At 41.6% G+C, this 25,181-nt stretch carries 24 protein-coding genes and 1 pseudogene; 21 read left to right on the forward strand and 4 right to left on the reverse strand.

Annotation, left to right across the window (positions count from 1 at the left end; translation table 11 throughout):
- The coding region (locus WMO75_RS12405) for an IS4/Tn5 family transposase DNA-binding protein (protein ID WP_349078116.1) at window positions 1-549 on the reverse strand (549 nt) is incomplete at its 3' end.
- Between the two features lie 230 nt (window positions 550-779).
- On the opposite strand from WMO75_RS12405, the gene WMO75_RS12410 reads away from it, so the two are divergent.
- The 3 genes from WMO75_RS12410 to WMO75_RS12420 are packed head-to-tail and all read left to right on the forward strand — an operon-like array spanning window position 780 to window position 4,109.
- Entirely contained in the window at window positions 780-1,835 is a 1,056-nt protein-coding gene (locus WMO75_RS12410) for a helix-turn-helix domain-containing protein (RefSeq protein WP_349078117.1), read from the forward strand.
- 17 nt (window positions 1,836-1,852) lie between these two features.
- Window positions 1,853-2,995, forward strand: coding sequence for a hypothetical protein (locus WMO75_RS12415; RefSeq protein ID WP_022213795.1), 1,143 nt, complete (start codon window positions 1,853-1,855; stop codon window positions 2,993-2,995).
- Window positions 2,996-3,011: 16 nt separating this feature from the next.
- Entirely contained in the window at window positions 3,012-4,109 is a 1,098-nt protein-coding gene (locus WMO75_RS12420; RefSeq protein ID WP_022213794.1) for a hypothetical protein, read from the forward strand.
- Window positions 4,110-4,201: 92 nt separating this feature from the next.
- Here the strand turns inward: WMO75_RS12420 and WMO75_RS12425 are convergent, their stop codons facing one another.
- On the reverse strand, window positions 4,202-5,395 hold the full coding sequence (locus WMO75_RS12425; protein WP_022213793.1) for a sensor histidine kinase: 1,194 nt from the start codon (window positions 5,393-5,395) through the stop codon (window positions 4,202-4,204).
- Window positions 5,392-6,069 (reverse strand): response regulator transcription factor, encoded by a 678-nt coding sequence (locus WMO75_RS12430; protein WP_022213792.1) that lies wholly within the window; start codon window positions 6,067-6,069, stop codon window positions 5,392-5,394. The genes WMO75_RS12425 and WMO75_RS12430 overlap by 4 nt, the downstream gene beginning before the upstream one ends.
- A 256-nt stretch (window positions 6,070-6,325) precedes the next feature.
- Here WMO75_RS12430 and WMO75_RS12435 point away from each other — a divergent pair, with 256 nt between their 5' ends.
- The 18 genes and pseudogenes from WMO75_RS12435 to WMO75_RS12520 all read left to right on the forward strand — a co-directional run bounded on the left by WMO75_RS12435 (window position 6,326) and on the right by WMO75_RS12520 (window position 24,598).
- Window positions 6,326-7,501: a TlpA family protein disulfide reductase gene (locus WMO75_RS12435; RefSeq protein ID WP_349078118.1), complete on the forward strand. Its 1,176-nt coding sequence runs from the start codon at window positions 6,326-6,328 to the stop codon at window positions 7,499-7,501.
- Window positions 7,502-7,531: 30 nt separating this feature from the next.
- On the forward strand, window positions 7,532-7,684 hold the full coding sequence (locus WMO75_RS12440) for a CD1871A family CXXC motif-containing protein (protein WP_005426325.1): 153 nt from the start codon (window positions 7,532-7,534) through the stop codon (window positions 7,682-7,684).
- 7 nt (window positions 7,685-7,691) lie between these two features.
- The gene (locus tag WMO75_RS12445; protein ID WP_349078129.1) at window positions 7,692-8,537 is read left to right on the forward strand and encodes a 4Fe-4S binding protein; all 846 of its coding nucleotides are present in this window, start codon (window positions 7,692-7,694) and stop codon (window positions 8,535-8,537) included.
- Between the two features lie 70 nt (window positions 8,538-8,607).
- Entirely contained in the window at window positions 8,608-9,972 is a 1,365-nt protein-coding gene (locus WMO75_RS12450) for a TrkH family potassium uptake protein (RefSeq protein ID WP_319638511.1), read from the forward strand.
- Window positions 9,973-9,982: 10 nt separating this feature from the next.
- Window positions 9,983-10,630 (forward strand): potassium channel family protein, encoded by a 648-nt coding sequence (locus WMO75_RS12455; RefSeq protein ID WP_227223006.1) that lies wholly within the window; start codon window positions 9,983-9,985, stop codon window positions 10,628-10,630.
- Window positions 10,631-10,683: 53 nt separating this feature from the next.
- On the forward strand, window positions 10,684-11,571 hold the full coding sequence (locus WMO75_RS12460) for a putative ABC transporter permease (protein ID WP_173906160.1): 888 nt from the start codon (window positions 10,684-10,686) through the stop codon (window positions 11,569-11,571).
- Window positions 11,572-11,759: 188 nt separating this feature from the next.
- Window positions 11,760-11,981 carry a hypothetical protein gene (locus WMO75_RS12465; protein WP_022213258.1) on the forward strand — a complete coding sequence of 74 codons (222 nt, stop codon included), beginning with the start codon at window positions 11,760-11,762 and terminating at the stop codon, window positions 11,979-11,981.
- A gap of 30 nt (window positions 11,982-12,011) precedes the next feature.
- Window positions 12,012-12,530 carry a CarD family transcriptional regulator gene (locus WMO75_RS12470; protein ID WP_118699589.1) on the forward strand — a complete coding sequence of 173 codons (519 nt, stop codon included), beginning with the start codon at window positions 12,012-12,014 and terminating at the stop codon, window positions 12,528-12,530.
- Between the two features lie 282 nt (window positions 12,531-12,812).
- Window positions 12,813-13,277: pseudogene (locus WMO75_RS12475) on the forward strand (MATE family efflux transporter); the annotation flags it as partial.
- 12 nt (window positions 13,278-13,289) lie between these two features.
- Window positions 13,290-13,877 carry a cytidylate kinase-like family protein gene (locus WMO75_RS12480; protein ID WP_349078119.1) on the forward strand — a complete coding sequence of 196 codons (588 nt, stop codon included), beginning with the start codon at window positions 13,290-13,292 and terminating at the stop codon, window positions 13,875-13,877.
- 122 nt (window positions 13,878-13,999) lie between these two features.
- On the forward strand, window positions 14,000-14,200 hold the full coding sequence (locus WMO75_RS12485; protein WP_118254447.1) for a helix-turn-helix transcriptional regulator: 201 nt from the start codon (window positions 14,000-14,002) through the stop codon (window positions 14,198-14,200).
- 4 nt (window positions 14,201-14,204) lie between these two features.
- Window positions 14,205-15,800, forward strand: a complete 1,596-nt coding sequence (locus tag WMO75_RS12490) for an AAA family ATPase (protein ID WP_022213263.1) — start codon at window positions 14,205-14,207, stop codon at window positions 15,798-15,800.
- A gap of 403 nt (window positions 15,801-16,203) precedes the next feature.
- On the forward strand, window positions 16,204-16,410 hold the full coding sequence (locus WMO75_RS12495; RefSeq protein WP_349078120.1) for a hypothetical protein: 207 nt from the start codon (window positions 16,204-16,206) through the stop codon (window positions 16,408-16,410).
- 222 nt (window positions 16,411-16,632) lie between these two features.
- The gene (locus WMO75_RS12500; RefSeq protein WP_022213266.1) at window positions 16,633-17,085 is read left to right on the forward strand and encodes a MarR family winged helix-turn-helix transcriptional regulator; all 453 of its coding nucleotides are present in this window, start codon (window positions 16,633-16,635) and stop codon (window positions 17,083-17,085) included.
- Window positions 17,075-18,418 carry an MATE family efflux transporter gene (locus WMO75_RS12505; RefSeq protein ID WP_022213267.1) on the forward strand — a complete coding sequence of 448 codons (1,344 nt, stop codon included), beginning with the start codon at window positions 17,075-17,077 and terminating at the stop codon, window positions 18,416-18,418. The genes WMO75_RS12500 and WMO75_RS12505 overlap by 11 nt, the downstream gene beginning before the upstream one ends.
- Window positions 18,419-18,542: 124 nt before the next feature.
- Window positions 18,543-19,367, forward strand: a complete 825-nt coding sequence (locus WMO75_RS12510) for a substrate-binding periplasmic protein (RefSeq protein ID WP_298090174.1) — start codon at window positions 18,543-18,545, stop codon at window positions 19,365-19,367.
- Window positions 19,357-21,531 (forward strand): ATP-binding protein, encoded by a 2,175-nt coding sequence (locus WMO75_RS12515; RefSeq protein ID WP_349078121.1) that lies wholly within the window; start codon window positions 19,357-19,359, stop codon window positions 21,529-21,531. Before WMO75_RS12510 ends, WMO75_RS12515 begins: the two co-directional genes overlap by 11 nt.
- A 145-nt stretch (window positions 21,532-21,676) precedes the next feature.
- On the forward strand, window positions 21,677-24,598 hold the full coding sequence (locus WMO75_RS12520; RefSeq protein ID WP_349078122.1) for an aldo/keto reductase: 2,922 nt from the start codon (window positions 21,677-21,679) through the stop codon (window positions 24,596-24,598).
- Between the two features lie 67 nt (window positions 24,599-24,665).
- Here WMO75_RS12520 and WMO75_RS12525 read toward each other — a convergent pair whose 3' ends face one another.
- The gene (locus tag WMO75_RS12525; protein ID WP_349078123.1) at window positions 24,666-25,088 is read right to left on the reverse strand and encodes a LysR family transcriptional regulator; all 423 of its coding nucleotides are present in this window, start codon (window positions 25,086-25,088) and stop codon (window positions 24,666-24,668) included.
- Window positions 25,089-25,181: the final 93 nt, after the last annotated feature.

The following is a 25,181-nucleotide window of genomic DNA, read 5'->3' on the forward strand; positions in this document are numbered from 1 at the left end:
CGCTGGCATTCTCAGCAGTGTCTCACGCATGCTGTCCAGCCATCGGAAATTTTCTTTTTCCTCTATTGGTCTGGAACGTTTTTGCTCTTTTGTCTGGGAATCGTCCTTCGGCTTTTCCCGTGTATTTGTCTCCTGGTAGATAATACCCAAAGGGATCCCCTGGTCTGTCACGGCGATGCAAGAATGGACCAGCATTCCCCTTTGCTCCGTACTGCAATAGTATCCCATTCCCTGGATCGCTTTCCGGTCTCCAAATCCAACAGCGGTAGTATCCTGAACAGCTAAGATCCACTCTGCATCTGCACATTTTATTTTTTCTACAGTTGCTCTGGATATGCTGTCAAGTAATTCATCTTTGGATATCTCGCTATTACTAAAGAAACGGTATGCCGCTTTGGCAGAACTTCTGGAGCCGGTAGCTGCCCAAGTAGATTTTCCGGGCGATGCTGCAAAAGCGTCTATGATCTTGAAGAAACGTGACTTCAAACGCTGGTCAGTAAAATTTATGTCCACAAACTTTTCTTGCCAGTTCTTGTATTCCGCCGTCATTTGGATCTCCCCTTTTTCTTTAGTATAACATGGGAACATATAAATATCTATGATTACTTATGGGTCAAGTTAAGAGCTAAAGCAAGGGGTTTTACGACGCATTGGATAATATGAAATCGAAAAAATTACCATATTTGTCTTGGACAGATGTGGTAATTTTTTTGTGCATTTTTTGAAAATCTTTTATAATATTATTAAAGATTTATATACAGAAATGAGGTGAAGCGAGCGTGAGTTTTAAAGAATGTCTGAACGAGTATATAAAACAAATTCAATGCACAGGTAAAGAACTGGCTGTCAGTAGTGGGATTTCAGAGACTGTTATCAGCAGATATCGTAAAGGAGAGAGGACGCCTTCTGCTGACAGCGAGTATCTCAAAAAACTATCTGATGGAATCATAAAGATAGCAGAGACCAAAATGATTCAGGATTTTAATGCAGAACAGGTATTTGAGAAATTACGTAAAAGTCTGATGACGGGCCAAAAGGAGTTGCATTTTGACAATCAAAAAGTAAATTTGCTGCTGACTGAGCTGGACATTAATATCTCAAAAATAGCTGCTTTTATGCATTATGATCCATCTTATCTGTCCAAGATACGAAATGGAAAAAGAAGTCTGGCACATTATTATCTGACCAGTCGTAAAGAGGAAGTAGCAGTCAGCAAAAAAAATATGGAATTCCTTCTGAAAAAAGCCAGTTCACTGATGGATATTTACAGAAAGGAACGAAAAAATAAGTTAAATGTTTTTCTGGATGAAGATATGCATAAGGAAGGGCATCGGCGGAGAGTACTGGCAGTTCCATCATTGGGAACGATGTCGGAACAACTTTTGGAGAAGATCCTGAAGCGCAATGCAATTTGTGGAAATGAGCGGAAGATAGTTCTGGAATGTTATACAAAGCAAAAAGAAAGTCTGGAAATGATCCTGAGTCATAGTACCGTGGAAGATGAGATTTCAGAAATCATTTCGGAAGAATATGAGAAATATCCATTGGTGCTTTCTCTTGCAGAGTGTTTCCTGGAAAAAGATATCCAGCTTTCATATGACGAATATCTTTCCGGAATAAGAGAAGCAGAGGCATATGCAGAAAATCACAAAAACTATACAGTCCATGTGACGCAGATGAAAGGTTTTCGCAATATTCAAATTACCTGCTTTGAAGGAAAATGGTGCATGGTATCCAAAAACAGAGCACCGGCTATCCATTTTGTTATACATCATCCGAAACTCAGATATGCACTGGAAAATATGACTTTGCCGATTCAGGACGGGAAGATGTAGAGAAAAAGGAGAGGAATATGAAACGGAAAAAAAGAGAAGCGTTTATAATGGCAGCTGTTGCAGGAAGTTTTGCGGTTAGTATGACTGGTCCGCAAGATATATGGGCACTGGGAAATAATGGAGGACGCTCATATAAAGTGCAGACTATACAGGACAGTTCAACGAGGAAAACCGCAGCCAGAGGTTATGTACCGATAGATTATACAGTAAGTGGGGATGTGACATGGTGTGGAAAGTGGCAGAGTGCTTCTGCTCCGGCACAGGTTTATCTGACTGCAATGAGTGCGGATCAGAACACGATATTTGGCTTTTATTCACCAGTGTCTTATGAGCATATGCTGGATTATTCAATGGGAGGTGTATCTTATAACCAGCACCAGGATGGTTGGTTTGATGCACAGACAATGGTGCCAATGTTACATTTTATGAAGGCAGAAGAATACTGTGATTATATGACAGAAAATATTCTGGATGGGAATCAGGCAGAATTACTCAGTCAGGCAGAGATTACACCGAGTCAGCAGAAAATGTTGGATGAATCGGCTAATTTAAACTATCAGCAAAATCAGCAACTGGTACAGGGAAGTGGATTTCAGGTAGATGGAAGTTATAGTGGAATGGCGGAGAGGACTTATGGACTTACCTTGGATCAGATACCGTTTCGGTTTACGATATTGACGACAACAAATGGAGTACAGCTTTCTTCGACAGCAGATATGATCTATACAACTGCACATACTGCTTTTGTCGCATGGGAATCGCCATTTACATTTTTTATGTTGACGCCGGAAAATGAATATGAAAACAGTTACGCGGATTTTGAGCAGTTTGTTTTGAATACAGCAATGACAGATCAGTTTGTGCAGGCCTTTATAGATGCAAGAACGCAGATCATGCAGTACAGTGGCAGTTCCAGTATGTCACAGATCGGAGATTACTGTCAGGACAGTGTCAGTGCATCGATAGGGAACGATTCTACTTACGATGCAGAACGTTTTACGGATTATATCTATTCACAGAACGATTATACATTGCCGGATGGAGAGCATGTAAAAATACCGACTTCTTATGATTATGTGTACGCAGATGATCTTGGAAATGTTTATGTATCTAATGGTACGGACCAACCGGCCGGAACCACACAGCTTTATCCAAATTGAAAGGAGGAACAGGAGCATGAAAAAAACAGCGCGCATAGGCAAAAAAGTAGTTACGTTTTTTGTAACAGCAGGTCTGGTGGCAGGAAGTGCCCTTCCAGTATATGCTGCAATGGTGGGAAGTATGGCAGTTGAAGAAAATACGGTTGTACAGTCAGAGTCAGAACAGATGCCTCAGGGAGATGTTATAGCATTGGATGATATAGGGATTTCTGTCCAGGTTTCTGATTATACTGCGATTCGCCAGGATGATGGATTTGTTTATATTTACGCGATGGCAGATGAGTCTATTCCTTATGTGATCATTGGAAAATATGATGCAGCGTCTGTTAACTTTGTGAATGAATTTACAAAGTATATGGCGGAAAACTACAGTGATCTGCAAGTATCAGAAGACATGGATACAGTAGAACTGGAAGGACGTATATTTACAAAAATTGGTTACACGTATACTACGAGCGGATATGTAGTACGTGACAGAAGACTTTTTTTCAGTGAAAATGATAGAACCTATATGTTTGGAACAAAAGAGATAGAGTCGCTGGGATATTACACAGGAGATATGCTGGAACAGGTGGCTGGAAGTATGGCTTATCTTGCCGGAGGTGACAGTGATTACGCAAATCATGTGGACAGTGAGCGTTCCGTGACAGGAGGCGCAGAAAAAACGCTGGAGGATATTCAACAGGCAGCCGATGATGCTGTACAGCAGGAACCTTCTTTAGCAAATAGTATCATTTCCGGTGGAACGGTTGGAAGTATTGTTGGAGCTGCGGGAAACAGTACAGAAGAGCATGCAGATGGAAGTGATATTGTTTTTGATGAGACAAAAGCATCGTATAGTGGAACGTGGGTTCCATTTCAGGATGGATTTCAGCTGTATCTTCCCAGTGATTGGAGTACGTATGAATTGACACAGGAAGACACAGATCAAGGCGTACTTTATATTGCCGGAGATACTTCCGGGATAGAAAATTCACCGGCAGTTTCCGTTGTCTGGGCGTACAGTGATGGGGCAGAAACATTGGAAGATATTGCAGCTGTAATTCAGAATAGCGATTTTCAGCTGGATGGTATTGTTACGATCAATACAATACTGACTTCATTAAGCCTTTAAAACCACTGGGGACAAAAACTACCGGGGACGGAGGTTGATGGTATTCAACTCCGTCTTCAGTGGCTTTAATATCGTCCCCGGTGGCTCTGCTCTTATAGAGGCAGCATGAGTGCGATCGTGCTGCCTTTCTCATTGCTTTCGAGCACTTTTACCTGTCCGCCATGCTGTCTGGCAATTTCGGTTACGAGGGCGAGTCCAAGGCCGGCACCACCCATGGCACGGCTTCGGGATTTGTCTACGCGGAAAAACGGGGCGAAGATTTTTTCCTGATATTCAGGAGAAATTCCAATGCCGGTGTCAGAGATTTCAATGAAAGCACAGTCTGCCGGATGAGGCTGTGAAGAGGCATCCAGAATGACTTTTCCCGGATGGAGAGTTACAGTTACTTTTCCTGAAGGATGGTTATATTTGATAGCATTTTCCACGAGATTATACACAGCACGGTAGAGAAGAAGATAACTTCCGGTAACAGTACAGTCGCCATCTCTTTGGATCAATTCAATTTGCTTCTGCTCAGCCACTGAAGCCAGATCACAGAAAACTTCCTCTGTAAGCTCTGCCAGCGAAATTGTCTCAGAGCGTTCAACCGTCTGAATACCGGTCATATCGAGAAGAATCTCTGCCAGATGAGAAAGACGCCCGGTCTGTTCCTGAATCAAGGAGAAAATCTCCTGGTATTCTTCTATGGAAGGTGTCTTTTTGCGGGCAAAAACTTCCAGATTTGTCTGCATGACGGCAAGCGGAGTCCGAAGCTCATGTGCGGCACTGGCAGAAAACTGCTTCTGTGCAGTGAATGCATCATCCAGACGAGAGAGCATTTTATTAAAAGAAGCAGTCAACTGGGAAATTTCGTCATTACTGTCTGGTATTTCCAGAGATTCTGAAAGATTCTGCGCCTGTATTTTACCAATTTTTGTACTGAGGTCATGCAAAGGAGTCAGTGCACGGCGGCTGATGAAATAAGTTCCAATACTGCTTAGAAGAATAATAATGCCGGTAGCGATCATGCTTCTGATGCGAAATAAGTCTTTGGTCGCCTGCACCTGATTGGAAAGATCCGGAAACAATATGGATGGATCTACATTGAAAGTGATTGGTGTGGAGTCAGTTTTATTAATCTGTACGATGTAGCTTTCAAGATTTTCCATTCCGGTGACAGCGGAATTACTGATGAAAAAATACATCAGAATGCAGGTGACGGTTACAAGCAGAGTGATGAGCAAAGTCAGCCGCCACTGCAGGGAGCGTTTCTTCAGTGGATTTTTTATTGTATGATTTTCTTTCATTTCAGATCCTCCGTCAGAATATAGCCCTGTCCGATCCTATTCTGGATCGGATCATTGCCAAGAGCCGTGCGCAGCTTTTTGCGAAGGGCAGAAATATGGACACGTATGGAGTTGCTGAAGCTGTTGACGCTTCCGTCCCAGATATGTTCGATCAGTTCTTCCGAGCCGATGATACGATTCTGGTGAAGCATAAAATATTCCAGCAGTGCGGTTTCCTTCCGGGTGAGAGAAAGTTCTTCGTTGTTGATGCTGGCTTTTCTTGTACGGGTATCAAAGGTGATACGTCCGCATTTCAGGCAGATATTTTCCTGAATAAATTTTCGCCGTGTCAGGCTGCGGATCCGGGCTTCCAGTTCCTCGAAGTGAAAAGGCTTTGTCAGATAGTCATTTGCTCCAAGATCAAGTCCTTCTACTTTGTCCTGGATCTGTCCTCTGGCGGAAAGGATCAGAACAGGTGTGAAGGAGTTTATTTCCCGGAACTGCCGCAGGATTTCCAGACCATCTATGCCGGGAAGATTCAGATCCAGAAGAATCAGATCATAATTTTCGGTCAGGCACAATTCCAGTCCCTCATCTCCATCAAAACAGGTATCTGTTTCGTATCCATTCAGGCGAAGTCCCTCTGCAATCGAGCAGCAGAGCTGTTCTTCGTCTTCTATCACTAATATGTGCATGTGTAATCTCCTTTGTCTGATATGATGTACAGGTCAAAAATGCTTATATTGAAACTCTGGTATTATCATATCATGTTCCATATAAAATTCCCGTAAAAAATACAGGAATAAAAAGAAATTTTGATTTTTTTGATTTCTTAACAGAGATTTTATAGACAGGATGATATAATACGGTTACAGTAATCAAAGCGTGTATAATAAAAACACAAAACGATTTATAAATTACAGGACAAATATGAAGGGAGATATAAATATCATGAAATTCAGAATGAAAAAAATAACAGCACTTATGGCAGCAGCAGTATTGGGAGTATCCACCTTTGGCGGAGTATCCGTAATGGCAGCAGAAAGTACAGAAGCGATGGCGGTTCCGGCAGACGAAGCGGGAATGGTGGTTGATGGAGATGCGGTTGCAGCAGATGGTGATGCAATCCCGTCTGATTTTATACAGGGTACTTTTAAACCATCTGAGACAACTGTGCAGGCACAGGATTCTTATGAGTATCCATTCCTTGGACTTAACATGAAACTTCCGGAGGAACTGCTTAAACAGATAAAAGCGCAGACCATTGCGATGATCACAAATGAAGTATGGAATGACAATGCAGATGCAATTAAATATGCATATATAAGCTGGAGCGAAATGACCGAGGAGCAGAAAGAGGCAGAGGTTGACAAGATGGGAACAGCATATGATGACTGGTACAATAGTCTTGCAAAAGTTGGAGCGATTGGAATCTATGACGAAGATTCTGAGAAAGAACTGGATAAGATCACAGGCTGCACAGAACACAAAGAAATCGGAAGCAGCAGTGATGGAAAGTATAAATATTATCTGAGCACTAATAAAGATGCAGATGAATCCCTGAAAAAAGAAGTGGAAGAAATTGATGTGACACTCACAGAGATGACACCATTCCAGAAGCTTTCCGCATTTGACCAGCCACAGGAGACAAGCAATGAAGGTGATTCTACAACTGTAGGCAAGTTTGAGACAAAAGGCGTTGATGGAAAAGATTATACAGAAAAAGTATTCAGCGATTATGATCTTACACTTGTGAATGTTTTTACTACCTGGTGTTCTCCATGTGTAAATGAGATTCCGGAGCTGGAAAAACTCTATGAAGAGATGAAGGAAAAAGGTGTTGGAGTTGTCGGTGTCGTTCTTGATACAGTGAGTGATGATGCCAAACAGAATGAGGATACAGTGAAAAAAGCCGGTGTCCTTCAGGAGAAGACAAAAGCATCCTATCCGTTCCTGATCCCGGATTCAACAATGATGAATGGACGTTTAAATGGTATCTCTGCTTTCCCGGAAACATTCTTTGTTGACAAAGAAGGAAATATTGTAGGAGAAACCTATTCAGGAAGCCATACACTGGACGAATGGAAAGAAATCGTAGAAAAAGAACTCAAGAACATTTCTAAATAATAAAGCGATTTTGACAGAAAGATAAGAAAAATGATGAAAAAAATAACAGATTCAAAGTGGATAGGTCCTGCACTGGCGATTCTGGGAATTCTCCTGATGATATTTGGAATTTACCGGGGCGAAGTGGATGTAGTCTTTACAAAAGCAATCAATATCTGTATGGAGTGTATTGGAATTGGATAATAAAAAAATGAAAATCAATGAATGGCCGCGCCACGGGATCCAGGCACTGTGGGCGTTTCTTACCAACAGTCATGTTTCCGGATTTGTGACTGGAAAGATTTATACCGGAAAATTGAAAAATGTATGTGTTCCGGGGCTGAACTGCTATTCCTGCCCCGGGGCCACAGGTGCCTGTCCTATTGGTTCCTTTCAGGCAGTGATCGGCAGCTGGAATTTCAAAATGGCATATTATATAGTTGGATTTCTGATTTTTATCGGAGCTCTGCTGGGAAGACTTGTCTGTGGATTCCTCTGTCCATTTGGACTGATCCAGGATCTTTTGAATAAGATTCCTTTTCCCAAAAAGATTCGGACATTCAGGGGAGATAAGCTGCTTCGTAAACTGAAATATGTGATTCTTCTGGTGTTTGTAGTTTTGATGCCATTATTTGTGGTGGATATCATGGGACAGGGATCCCCTTATTTCTGTAAGCTGATCTGTCCGGCAGGTACGCTGGAAGGCGGGCTTCCACTGGTGCTTTTGAATAAATCCATGTGCAGTGCAGTGGGATGGCTCTATGTGTGGAAGAATACGATCCTGGTGATCACAATCATACTCTCCATTATCATTTATCGGCCGTTCTGTAAATATATCTGTCCGTTGGGTGCTTTTTATTCTGTATTTAATAAAGTTTCTGTTTTCCGTTATCGAGTGGATGCAGAAAAATGTGTTCACTGTGGAAAATGTGCAAAAGCATGTCAGATGGAAGTAAATCCGGTGGAAAACCCGAACAGCTTAGAATGTATTCGCTGTGGAAGATGTAAAAAGATCTGTCCGACACAGGCAATTCAGTGTGGGACAAAAAGAAAATAAAATTTTTATATGGGCTTAATATCAGATGATAATCAATATTAAGCTTGTATAACTTCTTTTTTGGTATATAATACTATTAAAATCAAAAAAGAGGAGATTAGTTATGCCAGAAAGACATAAAAGAAAACATCTGACATCCTTTCAGATGATTATTTTAGGTTTTGCAGGAGTGATCCTTTTGGGAGCACTCCTGCTTATGTTACCCGTCTCATCTGCGGAGAGAGTTGTAACGCCATTTGATCAGGCACTTTTTACTTCAACTTCTGCTGTATGTGTGACGGGTCTTGTTGTGCAGGACACAGGAAGCTACTGGTCAGGTTTTGGACAGGCAGTGATATTGCTGCTTATACAGACAGGCGGCCTGGGAGTTGTAACGGTTGCCGTTTCGGTGTTTATGCTGTCAGGACGAAAGATATCACTGATGCAGCGAAGTACCATGCAGGATGCCATCTCAGCACCAAAAGTCGGTGGTATTGTCCGCCTGACAAAGTTTATTCTGAGAGGAACGTTTCTGATCGAAGGAATTGGTGCGGTTTTGCTTCTTCCGGTATTTTGCCGTGATTTTGGAATAAAAGGTATATGGATGTCGATTTTTCATTCCATATCGGCCTTTTGTAATGCGGGATTTGATATACTTGGTACCGCAGATAACACTTTTGTATCACTGAGTGGTTATGCCGGAAATTTCTGGTTAAATATAGTGATTATGCTTCTGATTATCATTGGTGGCATTGGTTTTCTTACATGGGATGATGTTTATACGAATAAACTCCGATTTAAACGTTATCGTATGCAGAGCAAGATTATTCTGTTAACGACCGCAATCCTGATTTTTGTCCCGGCGATCTTCTTTTTTGTCTGTGACTTTGGACAGGTATCGATTGGGAAACGGACGCTGTTATCGCTTTTTCAGTCTGTAACGACAAGAACGGCTGGTTTTAATACCGCAGATCTGTCATCGATGACTGAGGTGGGACAGGCGATCATGATACTTCTTATGCTAATGGGAGGATCACCAAGTTCTACAGCAGGTGGCATGAAAACAACGACAGTGGCAGTCCTGCTTTTGAATGCGTTTGCGACATTTCGAAGTCGTGAGGATGCGGGGGCTTTTGGAAGAAGATTCGACAGTCAGGTAATAAAAAATGCCGCAACGATAGCAATGCTGTACTTTGTATTGTTTTTCTTTGGAGGAATAACCATCAGTGTTTATGAAGGGCTTTCATTGCAGCTTTGTCTGTATGAGGCTGCTTCAGCAGTAGGAACCGTAGGACTTACTCTGGGAATCACACCGGGGCTTCATATCCTGTCACGACTGATACTGATCGTGCTTATGTATCTGGGACGTGTAGGAGGACTGACCCTGATCTATGCGGTAGTGTCCAGAAGAAATACAAATGCAAAAATGCCATTGGAAAAAATAACAGTTGGATAAAGGAGAGAGCATGAAGAATATTTTACTTATTGGTCTTGGACGATTTGGAAAACATATTGCAATGCAGCTGAATGAAATGGGACACGAAATCATGGCAGTGGATATCAATGAGGAGCGAGTCAACAGAATCCTTCCTTTTGTTACCAATGCCCAGATTGGAGACAGTACAGATGCCAGTTTCCTGGAATCACTGGGAATAGGAAATTTTGATATCTGCTTTGTTACCATTGGAGGCAGTTTTCAGAATTCGCTTGAGACAACATCATTATTAAAAGAACTGGGAGCAAATCTGGTAATTTCCCGGGCAGAGCGTGACGTACAGGAAAAATTCCTTTTACGGAATGGTGCAGACAGAGTCGTTTATCCTGAAAAACAGGTGGCAAAATGGGCATCTATCCGTTATGCGGATGATCATATCCTTGACTATATGGAAGTAGATGCGTCTCATGCGATCTTTGAAGTAGCAATCCCAGATGAATGGATTGGAAGATCTGTTGGAGAACTGGATATTCGAAGAAGATATAATATAAATATTCTTGCAGTAAAAAAAGAAAGAGAAGTCAGTGTGACAATTTCTGTAAATACAGTTCTTGAAGCTGACAGTACGCTTCTGGTTCTTGGAGATTATAAAGCAATTCAGAAATTTTTCCACATCTGATAACAGTGAATTAACAGACAGGTGAAAGAAGTGATTTTCAGGAGGAGAGAGTCATGATTTTTGGAATGACATATTTTCAGATATGCCTGTATTTTCTGGTTTATTCTTTTGGCGGCTGGGTTGTTGAAGTTATTTTTCATGCGGTAGCACTTGGAAAGGTTATAAACCGAGGATTTTTGAACGGACCGGTATGCCCTGTGTATGGATTCGGAGTGCTTTCTGTGTTTGCCATGCTCAATACGATCCAGAGTGGCGGACATCAGATGAATGATGCAATGATCTTTCTGTTTGGAATTATCCTTGCAACGGCAGTGGAGCTGATCGCCGGCTGGCTGCTGGATGTATGTTTTCATGCGAGATGGTGGGACTATTCAGATAAGCCGTTCAATTTCCACGGATATATCTGTCTGGAGTTTTCGCTGATCTGGGGACTTGCGATCGTTATGGTAGTAAAGGTTTTTCAGAAATATGTAGAAAGTCAGGCATCCCATACCCCGGCAACCTGGGAGTGGATCGTAATAGCTGTTTTATATGCAGTGTATCTGACAGACTTTATTGTGACGGTAGCAGTTATCCGTGGTCTGAACAAGAAACTTACCAAGCTGGATAAAGTCAGCTCAGATCTGAGGATCGTAAGCGACAAACTCAGTAATACTCTGGCAACGACCACGATCGACACTGCACAGAAGGTCGGTGAAGGTAAGGTACAGGCTGCACTTGCAAAAGCTGAACTCCTTGAGGCAACAGCCGCCCAGAAGGAAAAATCTATTGAAATGCTTCGCATGAAAAAAGCAGAGCTTCAAGCACAGTTTGATGAACTGTCCAGTTCCATCACAAACCATACTGTATTTGGCCAGGGTCGAATCATCAAAGCTTTCCCGGAGATGAAACACAGAGATTACTTTGAACTGATCCAGGAACTGAAGAAGAAACTGAAGTAGAGCTACTTGCATGATCGCGAAGGTGTTAAGCGGTGTAAGAAAATAAAGAATTCCTTTATTGATGATGAAAATATCGCCAGTGAAATAGTCTACACATAGTGGAGATATTTCATCTGGCGGTATTTTTGTAAGATAAATGACACGTATGTTGTCTGTTTTTTTAAAATAATCCAGAGGAGGAATCTTATATGCATGAATATGAAATTTTTATCGAAGAAATAAATCCCTGTGGAGGAGAGAAATACAGCAAAAAAACTTTGATCGAGGCCGAGGCAGCCAGCCCGGAAGCATATGTAAAAGAGAATGGAAGATTTCCTGTCCTGGAATCTGTGCGTAACGGAGAAGGAGACATTGTGATCGTAACAGGTGATAATCAGGGATCTTTTGTGCGTTATACATTTACAGAGTAGGAATTGTTTGGATAGTAAGGAGAGAATTTTGTGAAATATGAGATTGGAGATTTCGTCAGTAAGTCAGTTACAGGTGTGTGTAAAATAGAAGACATTGTATCTCTGGATCTGACTGGCAAAAAAGAGAACAAATTATATTATCTGATGAAATCTATAGAAGATGAAAAAGGGAAACTTTATGTTCCTGTTTCAAATTCAGATGCGATATTAAGGCTATGCCTGACAAAAGAAGAAGCATGGAAGTTGATTGAACGGATCCCGGAAATTCCAACAGCATGGATTGATAATGAAAAAATGCGGGAACAAAAATACAAAGCAACAGTAAAATCAAATGATCCGGAAGCATTAATTTCTATTATAAAAATGATTTATCAGCGGAAAAAGAAAAGACTTGCACAAGGGAAAAAATGTACAACAACAGATGCAAGATATTTTCAGATAGCAGAAAACCTGTTATACATGGAACTTGGAGCAGCTCTTGGAAAACCGAAAGAGGAAGTTTGTGAAACAATCATTGAGTATATCAACAAAGGCAGACAGGAAGCGTAAGAGAAATCCAGAAAAAAATCTGTTTGACTTTTGGAAAAACAGGAAATATAATAATCACAAACGAGTAGCAAGTAAGCGTAAATCCAGTTTACCTGCCACTCGTTTTTTATTTTACAATTTTATATTTGCCATGAAAAAGTGTGTAGCCTGTCAGCGTAAGTCCAGCTTATATGACAGAGCTACATTTTTTTGTGCAGAAAAAGGAGGAGTTGAAACAAAATGGCAGAAAGTAACAAGATGAAAGATATGCCAGTGAATAAGCTAATGATCCAGATGGGGATCCCGATCATTGCGTTCGCTTATGGAATGCGAAGCAAAAAAAGAATCCAGGATGGAATCAGATATGGGCTTATTTATACGATCGTATTAATGATTCTGGGCATTGCGATCACAGAGATTTTCCCTGCTTCATTTGCCACACTGTTTAACGCAGGACAGTCGAGAGCGTATTTTATCAGTGCAATGAGAGTGATTTCCATCAGCTTTTTGTTTGCAGGAATCAATGTTGCTTATCAGGGAATTTACCAGGCTCTGGATGGCGGCATAGAATCCCTGGTTATTTCTCTTTTGAGACAGCTTGTAATTATCTTACCGCTGGCAGGAATTTTTTCTATATTTGTCAGAAACGGTCAGATGGGCGTTGCACTGATCTGGTGGGCATTTCCGATTACAGAAGCAATTTCATGCCTGGCAGGATATGTATTCTTAAAGAGAATCAGAAAAAATAAAGTAAACGTTCTCAAGTAAGGAGGAAGAGAGATGGCAAAAAGAATCATTACGATCAGCAGAGAATTCGGAAGCGGTGGACGTTTTATTGGTGAGGAGGTAGCAAAGAAATTAGGGATTGCCTATTATGATAAAAATATCATCAATCAGATTGCAGAAGAGTCCGGTCTGTCACCAGATTATATTCAGGAAAGTGCAGAGCTGTCCCCGAAAAAGGGGATTTTGGCATATGCACTTGCCGGACGTGATATTACCGGAAAATCTGTAGAAGATATGGTATATGAGGTACAGAGAAAAGTTATTTTGGAACTGGCAGAAAAAGAGCCATGTGTGATCATTGGAAGAAATGCAGATTTCATTTTAAAAGACCGGGATGATGTGCTGAATGTTTTTATACATGGAAATATGCCGGAAAAAACGAAGAGGATCTGTCAGCTGTATAATGTCAGTGAGCAGGATGCTGTAAAGATGATGACAGATACAGACAAAAGACGTATGACAAATTACAACTTTTATACAGACCAGAGATGGGGAAAAGCCAGTGATTATACACTGTGCCTGAACAGTTCGCAGCTTGGATATGATAAGTGTGAAGAAATAATCATGGAGTGTGTAAAGTAAATAACATTGTATTATACCCGAACGGGGATTGTTTATAAGAAATACATAAAATTATACCTGTTCGGGATTATTTTTGCTATTAAAGCTTGAATTTATACCCGCTCGGGATTATCATGATTAATATGAACAGAATTGGAAAGTATATAAAAGAAGAAAGAAAAAAGGCAGGTTTGACACAGGAAGAGTTTGCGATGCGTTCCGGTCTGGGACTCAGATTTGTGAGAGAACTGGAGCAGGGAAAAGAGACTGTGCGTCTGGACAAAGTAAACCAGGCACTGGCAATGTTCGGAAAAGAAGCTGTACCGGGAGAGAGGGAGGAGTGAAAGAATGGGTAGTTATTTGAACCCTGGAAGCGGTCTTTTTGAGATGGCATTGAGATCACAGATTTTTGTTGATAAGAGCGGCTTGATAGAAAAAACAAACCACTGTGTGCGGACACTTCAGAGATATATGTGTGTAAGCAGACCAAGAAGATTTGGAAAATCTATGGGTGTGGATATGCTGGCTGCTTATTATGACAGAAGTGTTAATACAAAAGAATTGTTTCAGAGTCTGAAGATCAAAAGTACCAAAGATTATGAAAAACATTTGAATCAATATGATGTTCTGAAAATCAATATGCAGGAATTTCTCAGTGCAACAAATGATATTGAGCATATGCTGAAAATGCTGAATGAATATCTGATTTTTGATCTGAAAGAGCAATATGGGCAAGTTCGATTTCGTGATGAAAAAAATCTGGTTCAGGTTATGAAGGATGTCTATAGTTACACGAAGCATCCATTTGTGATTTTGATTGATGAGTGGGACTGCCTGTTTCGTGAATATCAGCAGGACCAGGAGGCACAGAAAAAATATCTTGATTTTCTTAGATTCTGGCTTAAAGACAAAGAGTATGTTGCGTTGGCCTATATGACAGGGATTCTTCCAATAAAAAAATATGGCTCACATTCAGCTCTTAATATGTTTACAGAGTATTCAATGACAGATCCGGGAAATCTTGCAGAATATTTTGGATTTACAGAGACAGAAGTTCAGAAATTATGTGAAAAATACGAAATGAACTTTGAAGAGGCGAGAGCATGGTATAATGGCTATCATCTGATTTCGCATGAAGGTGGGACTAGAAAAGTTTATTCCATGTATAGCCCCAAATCTGTAGTAGAAGCAATGCAGAAGAGAAAGTTCGGAACATACTGGAATCAGACAGAGACTTACGAAGCTCTGAAAGTATACATTCAAATGAATATGGATGGGTTAAAAGATGCAATTGTTCAGATGCTGGCGGGAAGTAATATAAGAATCAATACAGGAACATTCAGTAACGATATGACAACTTTTGCGACAAAAGATGATGTGCTGACATTACTGGTTCACCTGGGATATCTGACTTATGATAATGAAAAGGAAACTGTAGAAATCCCGAACAGGGAAGTATCCCAGGAATATGTGAATGCAATCAGCACGATGGACTGGACGGAAGTGATTCGTTCCGTACAGACATCCAGAGAATTACTGGAAGCACTGTGGCAAATGGATTCCGAAAAAGTAGCAAAGGGAATCGAACAGGCACATAAAGAGGTTTCGATATTAACCTATAATGATGAAAATTCATTGAGCTGTACAATTAACCTGGCATTCTATTTTGCAAGAGAATATTATACAGTAATCAGAGAATTGCCGGGTGGTAAAGGATTTGCAGATATCTGTTTCATACCCAGAGAGATCCATATGGATAAACCAGCTGTTGTAATCGAATTGAAATGGAACAAAAGTGCAGAAGGTGCAATTCAGCAGATTAAGGACAAGCAATATATAGAGGCACTAAAAGATTATCATGGAAATCTGCTTCTGGCAGGAATTGATTATGATAAGAAAACAAAACAGCATAGCTGCATTATCGAAAAGTGGAATATGAGTTAAATGCTATAAAATTTAATAGCAACTTATAAATTTGCTAATATCTTCCAAATCAAAAGCAGATTCGTTAACATGAATACATCAGGTAAATTATCATAGAAAGAAATCTAGAGGTATATGCAATGTTAAATGAATCTGTGATCAAGGTATTAAAAAATGGTATGTGGGATCTGGCAACATGCGCGAATGGGGAACCGAATGTAGTGCCGGTAGCTTTTAAAAATTTCGCTATATGTGTGTGATCTGGCAGGAGTATAAAGCGACTCAGAACAAGATTAACAAGATACAGTCTGCGGAAGACCTTTCAGAATTCAGAAAGGTTTCTGAAGAAATGGTGGAATCCATTTACGGAAATGCACCAGATGAAATAAAAGAGATATACAAGAAAATATTGTGGTCATTACTAATGAAATTAAAGGTACCAAACGAGGAAACCAGTAATATCATAGGCGAGATTGGAGGTCGTGGTATGGGATATCTGTTTGAGAATATGGATGAAATGGACATACAGGCTGAAAGAAGAAATACTGCAAGAGAAAAAAAGCGCGCAGATGCACTCGAAGAGGAAGTTAAGCGTCTCAGGAAGCTGTTAGAAATTCAGGGACAGAAGTAATGTAGAAACACCGTATCATATCAACAAAGCTAAAAATGGAAACAAACCGAATCAAAAGATGTAAGTAAGGAAATATCGTTTTGCTGTCTAAGTGATGGTAAAGCGATATTTTTTTGCTATAGTTCTGAAAAATTTTTGCCCAATAGTTCTTGACAAATCCTCAAATCTCTATATAATTATCAAAGGTAATTAACAAAGATAACTATATAGGGAGAATGCAACATGACCAATAAGAAGATCAAGGAGATGCTTGATGCATGTTATCAGGCGAAGCGGATCAGGGAGATGCTACCGCCGCTGCCTCAGGGTGTGATGCCGTCTTATATTCAGTATCTGGATGTGATCCAGTCGCTGGAGAAACGGGATGTTCATGTAAAAGTATCTGATATCAGTGATGAGCTGAACATTCCGCGCCCGGGAGTGACCAGAACGGTTAAGGAGATGGAGAAAAAAGGCTATCTCAGCAAGATCGCATCCCCGGATGATGGACGTGTCACTTACATATCCGTCACAGAAGAAGGATGGAAGCTTTTTCATAAGTATGATGAACATTACTTCGGCGAGCTGTCTGCGGATCTGAGCGATATTTCAGAAGAAGATGCAGACTGTATGATCCGTACCATCGAGAAATTTTACCAGATCATGTGCGAGAGGAGGACTCATTATGACAAATGATAAAGCAGATTTTACGCAGGGAAGTATTTTGAAAAAACTGGTCGCCTTTATGATGCCCGTTCTTGGCGCATTGATCCTGCAGGCGGCGTATGGTGCTGTTGACCTTCTGGTAGTAGGAAGATTTGGTTCAACATCCGGACTTTCTGCAGTTTCAACAGGAAGCCAGGTGCTCAATCTGGTTACTTTCGTAGTAATCCAGTTTGCAATGGGTATTACAGTTCTGATCGCCCGGTACTTAGGCGAAAAGAGACCAGAACGAATCGGTGCAGTCATTGGTGGAGCTGCAATTGTGTTTACCATGATCTCCATTGGACTTTTTGTTGTAATGGTATGTTTTGCACGTCCGATTTCCGTGCTGATGCAGGCACCAGTGGAAGCCGTTGACCTGACATCCAGTTATGTACGGATCTGTGGAAGTGGTATCTTTTTTATTGTAGCTTATAACCTTTTGTCCGCAATCTTCCGTGGACTGGGAGACAGTAATTCACCACTTCTGTTTGTTCTGGTAGCATGTATCGTTAACGTGATCGGTGACCTGGTATTGGTCGCAGGACTTCACATGGATGCAGCAGGTGCGGCAATTGCAACGGTGACTGCACAGGCACTCAGCGTTGTGTTTGCGGTCATCCTTCTGATAAAAAAAGATCTTCCATTTAAGATCACAAAGAAAGATTTCTGCCTGAATCCACAGTGCAAAAAATTCCTCAAGATCGGTCTTCCATTGGCGCTTCAGGAATTTCTGACCCAGGTTTCTTTTCTGGCACTCTGTGCGTTTGTCAATCGACTCGGACTGGAGGCTTCTTCCGGTTACGGCGTTGCCTGCAAGATCGTAAACTTTGCGATGCTGGTACCAAGTGCGCTGATGCAGTCCATGGCGTCTTTCGTTTCCCAGAATGTAGGGGCGGGCAAGACAAAACGTGCAAAACAGTCCATGTTTACAGGAATCGGCGTAGGACTGGCTGTCGGCTGCCTGGTGTTCCTTCTTGTTATGTTTAAGGGAGATATGCTGGCAGGATTTTTCTCAATCGATGCAGCTGTTATCCGGAATGGATATGATTATCTGAAAGGATTTGCACCGGAAACGATCGTGACAGCGATCATGTTCAGTATGGTCGGTTATTTCAATGGAAACAACAAAACAGTCTGGGTTATGGCCCAGGGTCTGATTCAGACACTTCTGGTGCGTCTGCCGCTGGCATATTTTATGAGTATCCAGCCAAATGCAAGCCTGACAAAGATCGGACTGGCAGCACCGGTCGCAACAGTAACAGGAATCATTTTGAATGTAGGATTCTTTATTTATCTGAATCGTAAGGAACAAAAATCAGCGTAATAAAAAATCTCTGACGGGTATGACAGCCTGGCAGAGATTTTTTTGTAGAAGTAAATGCTAAAATATATTATAATATTATATGATTAGTATCCAGCAACAGTGTACAAGAGGATTTTACTGAAATATGCAAAAAAATAAAAGAAAAATATTTTTGGTTGGAGGCATTATAGCTGCCGCGGCAGTTATAATGAGCGGATGTCAGACCAAAACTGCTTCAGAGCAGACAGGAGCCGAAGATGATCGTCCACATATCATGGTTGGATGTGATGACTACACACCGTTCAGTTACATGGATGTGGATGGAAATATGACCGGAATAGATGTAGAACTTGCAAGGGAAGCTTTTGACCGGATAGGATATCAGGCAGATTTTACATTTATCAACTGGGAAGACAAGAAGAAACTATTGAAGGACGGCTCTATTGACTGCGTCTGGAGCAGTTTTACTATGGACGGGAGAGAAACAGAGTACAAATGGGCCGGTCCGTACATGAAAAGCAAGCAGGTTGTTGCAGTCAATATCGACAGTGATATTTATACGCTGAATGATCTGGAGGGCAAAACGGTTGCTGTCCAGTCAACTACGAAACCAGAAGATCTGTTTCGCAGTCATGAAGCGGGACTTCCAGAATTAAGAAAAATAATATCCGTAAAGAACAGAGATGTTCTGTTTACATTTTTGAGTAAAGGATATGTTGATGCAATTGCAGCACATGATACGTCTATAGTACAGTTTTCCGAAGATTTTGATATGGAATACAGGATTCTGGAAGAGCCGCTGCTTAATGTAAATCTTGGAGTGGCTTTTGATCTGGATGATGACCGTGGAATCGATGAACAATTATCCCAGGCGATCAAAGAAATGCGTAAAGATGGAACAATAGAGGACATTGTCAGCGAGTATCTGCCAGGTGCAGACAGATATCTGGAGGATGCGGATGAAAAATAAACAACATAATTTGGACAGGAACAACTTTATTCTTGCAGAAATCCTGGTGGGGCTTTTATTGTTTTTTGTTGTTTTGGTGATTACTGTCAAGGCAGATCTGTCATCGGCAGAAACCCGGCTTTCTGATATGGTTACCTACATAAAAGAACAGTACAACAATAATATGAAACTCGATATCGCATCAGAATCCAAGAGTCTGATGCGAATGATCCAAAGTGTGGAAGTGCTGAGCCAGCAGATCCAGCAGGAAGAAAAAACATCAGATATAACAGAAGAACTGCTGGAAAATTATTGTACGATAAGTTACCTCACAGGAGTCCTGATTCTGGATGAGAATGGACAGGTTCAGGAAAAATACTGCTCGGATGAAGTACAGGCAGAGGAAATCCTGAGCCAGACTGATCAGGATGTTCTGCTGGATGTAGTGGATTTTCATGAAAAAACATATTCTGTGAGAATGGAATGCGAAGATGGTTCCTATATTGATATAGCAGCGAACGGCAGACAGGATAAGCCTGGTATCGTTCTGGTATATTATCATACGCCTGAGAGATATACGAGTATTTTTAACCATTCGATCAATTCGCTTCTTACCGGCTACAGTCTGGAACACAATGGAACGATTGTTATAAGCGAAAATAATCAGATCGTTGCATCGAATGACAAGGGATTGATCGGTGCGAAGACAGAGGATATACAGGAACTCAAGTGCATCAATGAAAGTGCCGTGGAAAAGCAGCTTGTGCGTACAGACTATCAGACGATACCAGACTATGGTCTGATGGAAAAAGGACGCGATTATTATGTCTACGCATATATGTCGGCGGATAAGATCTTTGCAAAGACACCGAGGAATATGCTGTATACAGTGTTCATCTATCTGGTGATCGTGGGATTTATGCATGCGCTGAGATGGCGTATGCTGCAGGGGCATCAGAAAGAGCAGATGAGGCTGCAGAAGGAATATACAAAGAACCTTGAAAGCAAAAACCTTGAACTCAGAGAAGCTGTTTTTCAGGCACAAAAAGCAAATGCAGCCAAGAGCAGTTTCCTGTCAAGGATGAGTCACGATATCAGAACTCCTTTGAATGGAATCATCGGGCTGATCAAAATAAATGAGACGCATATGGACGACAGGGAGCTTGTCAAAACAAATCAGGATAAGATGCTGGTGTCCGCGGACCATCTGCTTTCGCTGATCAATGATGTCCTGCAGATGAGCAAACTGGAAGATGAAAATATTGAAATTTCACATGAGCCGATAGATCTTGGTGAGATATCCAGAGAAGTTGGAACGATTATCAGCGGCCGTACCGCGGAAGCCGGGATCGCATTTGAGATCGGGAAACAGGAACTTCCTGTTTCTTATGTCTACGGAAGCCCGCTGCATATCCGGCAGATATTCCTGAATATCTATGGGAACTGTATTAAATATAATAAACCACATGGAAAAGTAACAACAACACTGAAATGCCTAGGTGAAAAAAATGGTATAGTCACGTATCGCTGGACAATTTCAGATACAGGCATTGGAATGAGTGAGGAGTTTCTGAAACATATTTTTGAGCCTTTTGTGCAGGAACATTCTGATGCGAGAACGGTTTACAGCGGCACCGGACTTGGAATGTCTATTGTGAAAAGAATCATCGACAGGATGAACGGAACAATTGTGGTGACAAGCAAAGAGGGCGAAGGATCTACATTTGTTATTACACTGCCGTTTGAGATCGCAGAGAAGCCAGAGGAAATTCTGGCAGAAATGGACGGCGAAGTAAATATTGCCGGTCTGCATCTCCTGCTGGCAGAGGATAATGAACTGAATGCTGAGATCGCAAGGACATTATTGGAAGATGAAGGAGCCATCACAACCATTGTAAATGACGGACAGCAGGCAGTAGACATTTTTTCCAGAAATAAACCGGGCACTTTTGATGCGATTCTTATGGATATCATGATGCCAGAGATGGATGGACTCTCCGCAACAAAAGCGATCCGCGCACTTGACCGTGAAGATGCCGGAACCATCCCGATCATTGCCATGACTGCAAATGCCTTTGATGAGGATGAGAAGAAGTGTATGGAAGCAGGTATGAATGCACACCTGGTGAAACCGCTGGATATCCAGAAAATGAAAGAAGCTGTCTGCAGATATCTGAATAAATAAAATGATCGACAGGGAGACTGAGAATCGGGAGATTGCAGTCTCCCTGTGTTTTTGCTATAAAAAACTCAGTAAAACAACAGATTTTCGTTACTATATGTTATGATAAAATTACAGGAATAAAAAATTCATGCAGGGGAGAGCGAGGATGAAAAAGAAGTTTTTATTTATGGCACTTGGTGTCAGTATGCTGGGCATTATGACGGGAAATTTTGTCAAAGCGGATGATGAAGTCCAGGAAGAAGAAAGTATCGTACAGCCGTACGAACATCAGCACAGAGATGTCGGGGAGTCGGTATACAGAGAGGCTGCCAGGGCATTTGCGGGTGGAGATGGAACTGAGAACTCACCTTATGAGATCAGTTCTGCGGAGGAACTGCAGTATTTGGCAGAACTCCTTTCGGATCCGGAGAATAGAAGTACGGAATATCGTACTCAAAATTATATCCTGACAGCAGATATCAGTCTTAATGATGCTTCTGATTATGAAAACTGGGGCACAGAGCGACCGGAGTATGACTGGAGATCGATCGGAGCAGAAGCGACGTTTACTGGTGTATTTGACGGAAACGGACATACGATCAGTGGTCTGTATCAGAATAAAGATCTTCAGGAAGACAACGCAGATGCTTCATCAGATCATAGTGGTTTATTCGCAGATGTATATTGTGCTACGATAAAAAATCTGAATCTGACAGATGTATATATTGAAGTATCAGGGGATGCTTCCAAAGCGGGAGGAATTGCCGGAAATGCAGCTAAAACACAGATTCTGAACTGCACAGTAAATGGGACTGTGATTGGATATGATGGATATTACGGAGGAATTACCGGAAGTGCGTCTGGCACGATCAGTGGATGTGAGTTTGATGGAACTGTAAAAGCAGTAAAAGATTTGAAGAACGGGCAAAGCGGGCTGGCTTACCTGGGTGGAATTACAGGAGATTTTTCATCAGCAGTATCTGCTGTGGAAAGTGACAGGGATGAAAAAGCAGAAGATTTTGCAGGGATTGTGAATTGCGTGAATAAAGGAAACATAGAAGCAGAAAAAGAAAGTGCTTCCGCCCATGCATTGGGAGGAATTGCAGGTTCGAATTCTGCCAGGATCACAGGCTGTGTAAACGAGGGAACGGTTGAAGCTAAGGTGAATGAAGAGGACTCAGAAGGAACCTCATTATCAGCAGGCGGAATTACGGGAGATTTTTCCGTGGTGGTCATGGGAGAGGATGGGATTCTCAGTGACTGTATAAATAATGGAACTGTTATATCTGATAATGCCAATACAGGAGGAATCACAGGTTCTGTGTATCTGTCAGATCCGAGATATACCGTTACGATTGAAAATTGCAAAAATGTAGGAAAAGTTTTTTCGACAAATCATTATTATGCTGGCATTGCAGCAGATGCATGTATAAAAACAGACAGTACACTTACTGTCTCGGGATGTATGAATGAAGTAGACTTTACAGAAGGAGAAGGTGCCGGGATCGTTCATCATCTGGCAATGCAGAAAGGAAATGTGGTTCTGTCTGACTGCGTCAATCATGGAAAGATTGTTTCATTCGGACAAAATGCAGCAGGTATTCTCTGTTATACAACAAATATGGGAAATGACTGGAATCTGGAACTTGAAAACTGTGAAAATACAGGAGACATCAGCAGTGAAGTAGAGGCAGGTGGAATTGCATGTTTTACGGCTTATTATAAGACTGAGGAAAATGCAAATACATCTTTTGCAATCAGGAACTGTAAGAATAGCGGAAATCTTTCTTCTCCGACTACGAATGGTTATATGGGCGGCATTCTTGCAGTTGATGGTTTTATGCTTACCAAAACAGAAATCGACGGATGCGAAAACAGTGGAAATATTTCATTCACGAAACAGTGGGTCATGGGAGAAGCAGATCTGAAAACAGAAAATGATGAGGGAGAAAAAGAAGATGCTTCTTTGTTCACTCTGTCTGTTATGGGAGGAGGAATTGTTGGCAGAATAGGGGAATCCGTACTGTTATCGGTTGATGCTGATAAGCCCTCCAAAAGTGAGATCAACAAAAAAGACGCTCTCGTTATGATCAGCAATTGTACCAATACTGGCTCGCTGAGTTATGAAGAGCCACAGAAAGGTGATGGTGTGACAGAAGAAGAATTCCAGAAAGCAAAAGCGGAATACTGGAAACCAAGTATGGGAGGAATCCTGGGAGACTGCTCCTGCACAAACGGTTTCAGCGTGAATTTTGAAAACTGTACTTACAGCACAGAGCGTGGTGTAGGAAATGTGGAGCTTCCGGACAGTACACTAGAGAAAATGGCGGCGGTAGAAATTGGTTATCGCCATATAGATACTGCTCAGGCTTATGGAAATGAGCGTGGAGTTGGAGAGGGTGTCAGAACCTGTGGAATTCCGAGAGAGGAACTTTTTGTTGTATCCAAGGTTGCTGCAGAACACAAGACATATGAGGATGCAGCCAGAAGTATCAATGAAACTCTGGAAAAAATGGGCCTTGATTATCTGGACATGATGATCATTCACAGCCCGCAGCCATGGGTAGAAGTGAACCAGTCAGAGAACCGTTATGTAGAAGGAAACCGTGCAGCATGGAAAGCGCTGGAAGACGCATATAAAGCTGGAAAATTAAAAGCGCTCGGTGTTTCCAATTTCCAGATCGGAGATATTGAGAGCCTGGTGGAAACCGCAGAGATCAAACCGATGGTCAACCAGATCCTGCTTCATATCAGCAATACCCCGCTTGAACTGGTCGGATATTGCCAGAAGAACGGAATTGTAGTAGAAGCATATTCCCCGAATGGACATGGCGAGATCCTGAATCAGCCGGAAATCAAAGAAATGGCCGAGAAATATGGAGTATCTGTTCCACAGCTCTGCATCCGTTATACACTGCAGCTTGGAACGATTTCCCTGCCAAAGACAGCAAATCCAGATCATATGAAGGCAAATGCAGAAGTTGATTTCGAAATCAGCCCGGAGGATATGGAGATTCTCAAGAACTTCAAAAAGATTGAGAGTTATGGAGCAAGCAGTGGATTCCCTGTGTATGGCGGAAAACTCTGATTAAAAAAGAAAACGATAGAGTAAAGCATAAAAGCTGCTGGCATGCAAGTCAGCAGCTTTTTGCACCTTATTTTGGGGAACATTTTGTAATATAAAATGTCACATGTGCCTCAGAATCTGTCTGTACGAGGAATTTGGAGGCGGGCATTTTTTCGCGGCAGAGGGTATCCCAGAAGCCAAGTTCTGTGCGGAGAAGAAAATTGAATCCGTTGATTTCTTTAAAGCTGTTTTTCAGTGGAAATGGAAGGATTCCAATATCACAGGAACCGTCTTTCAGGGCAGCGAGAACTTCCTCATTCTGGCAGATGACAGAGGAAACCATCATTCCCGGATATTCGGCATTTAGTTTTGGCAGCAGTTTCCATAATGGAGCCGGGGTGCAGGAACGTGTGATAGCTGGTGTTGAGATATGGAATTTCTCTGCAACACGGGACAGCGTTCCGAGCTCTGCGAAAGCCACAAATTGTTCCAGTTCGTACAGATCCAGCATAGTCGTCCTCCTGATTTACATTTCATTTTATGAAAAGCAGATTGCGATATAAATAGTGTGCATTTTTGGGAAGAAACTGTAAAGTAGAAATTG

This window comes from Blautia intestinihominis, from assembly GCF_040096655.1.
Classification (GTDB): Bacteria; Bacillota; Clostridia; order Lachnospirales; family Lachnospiraceae; genus Blautia_A; species Blautia_A intestinihominis.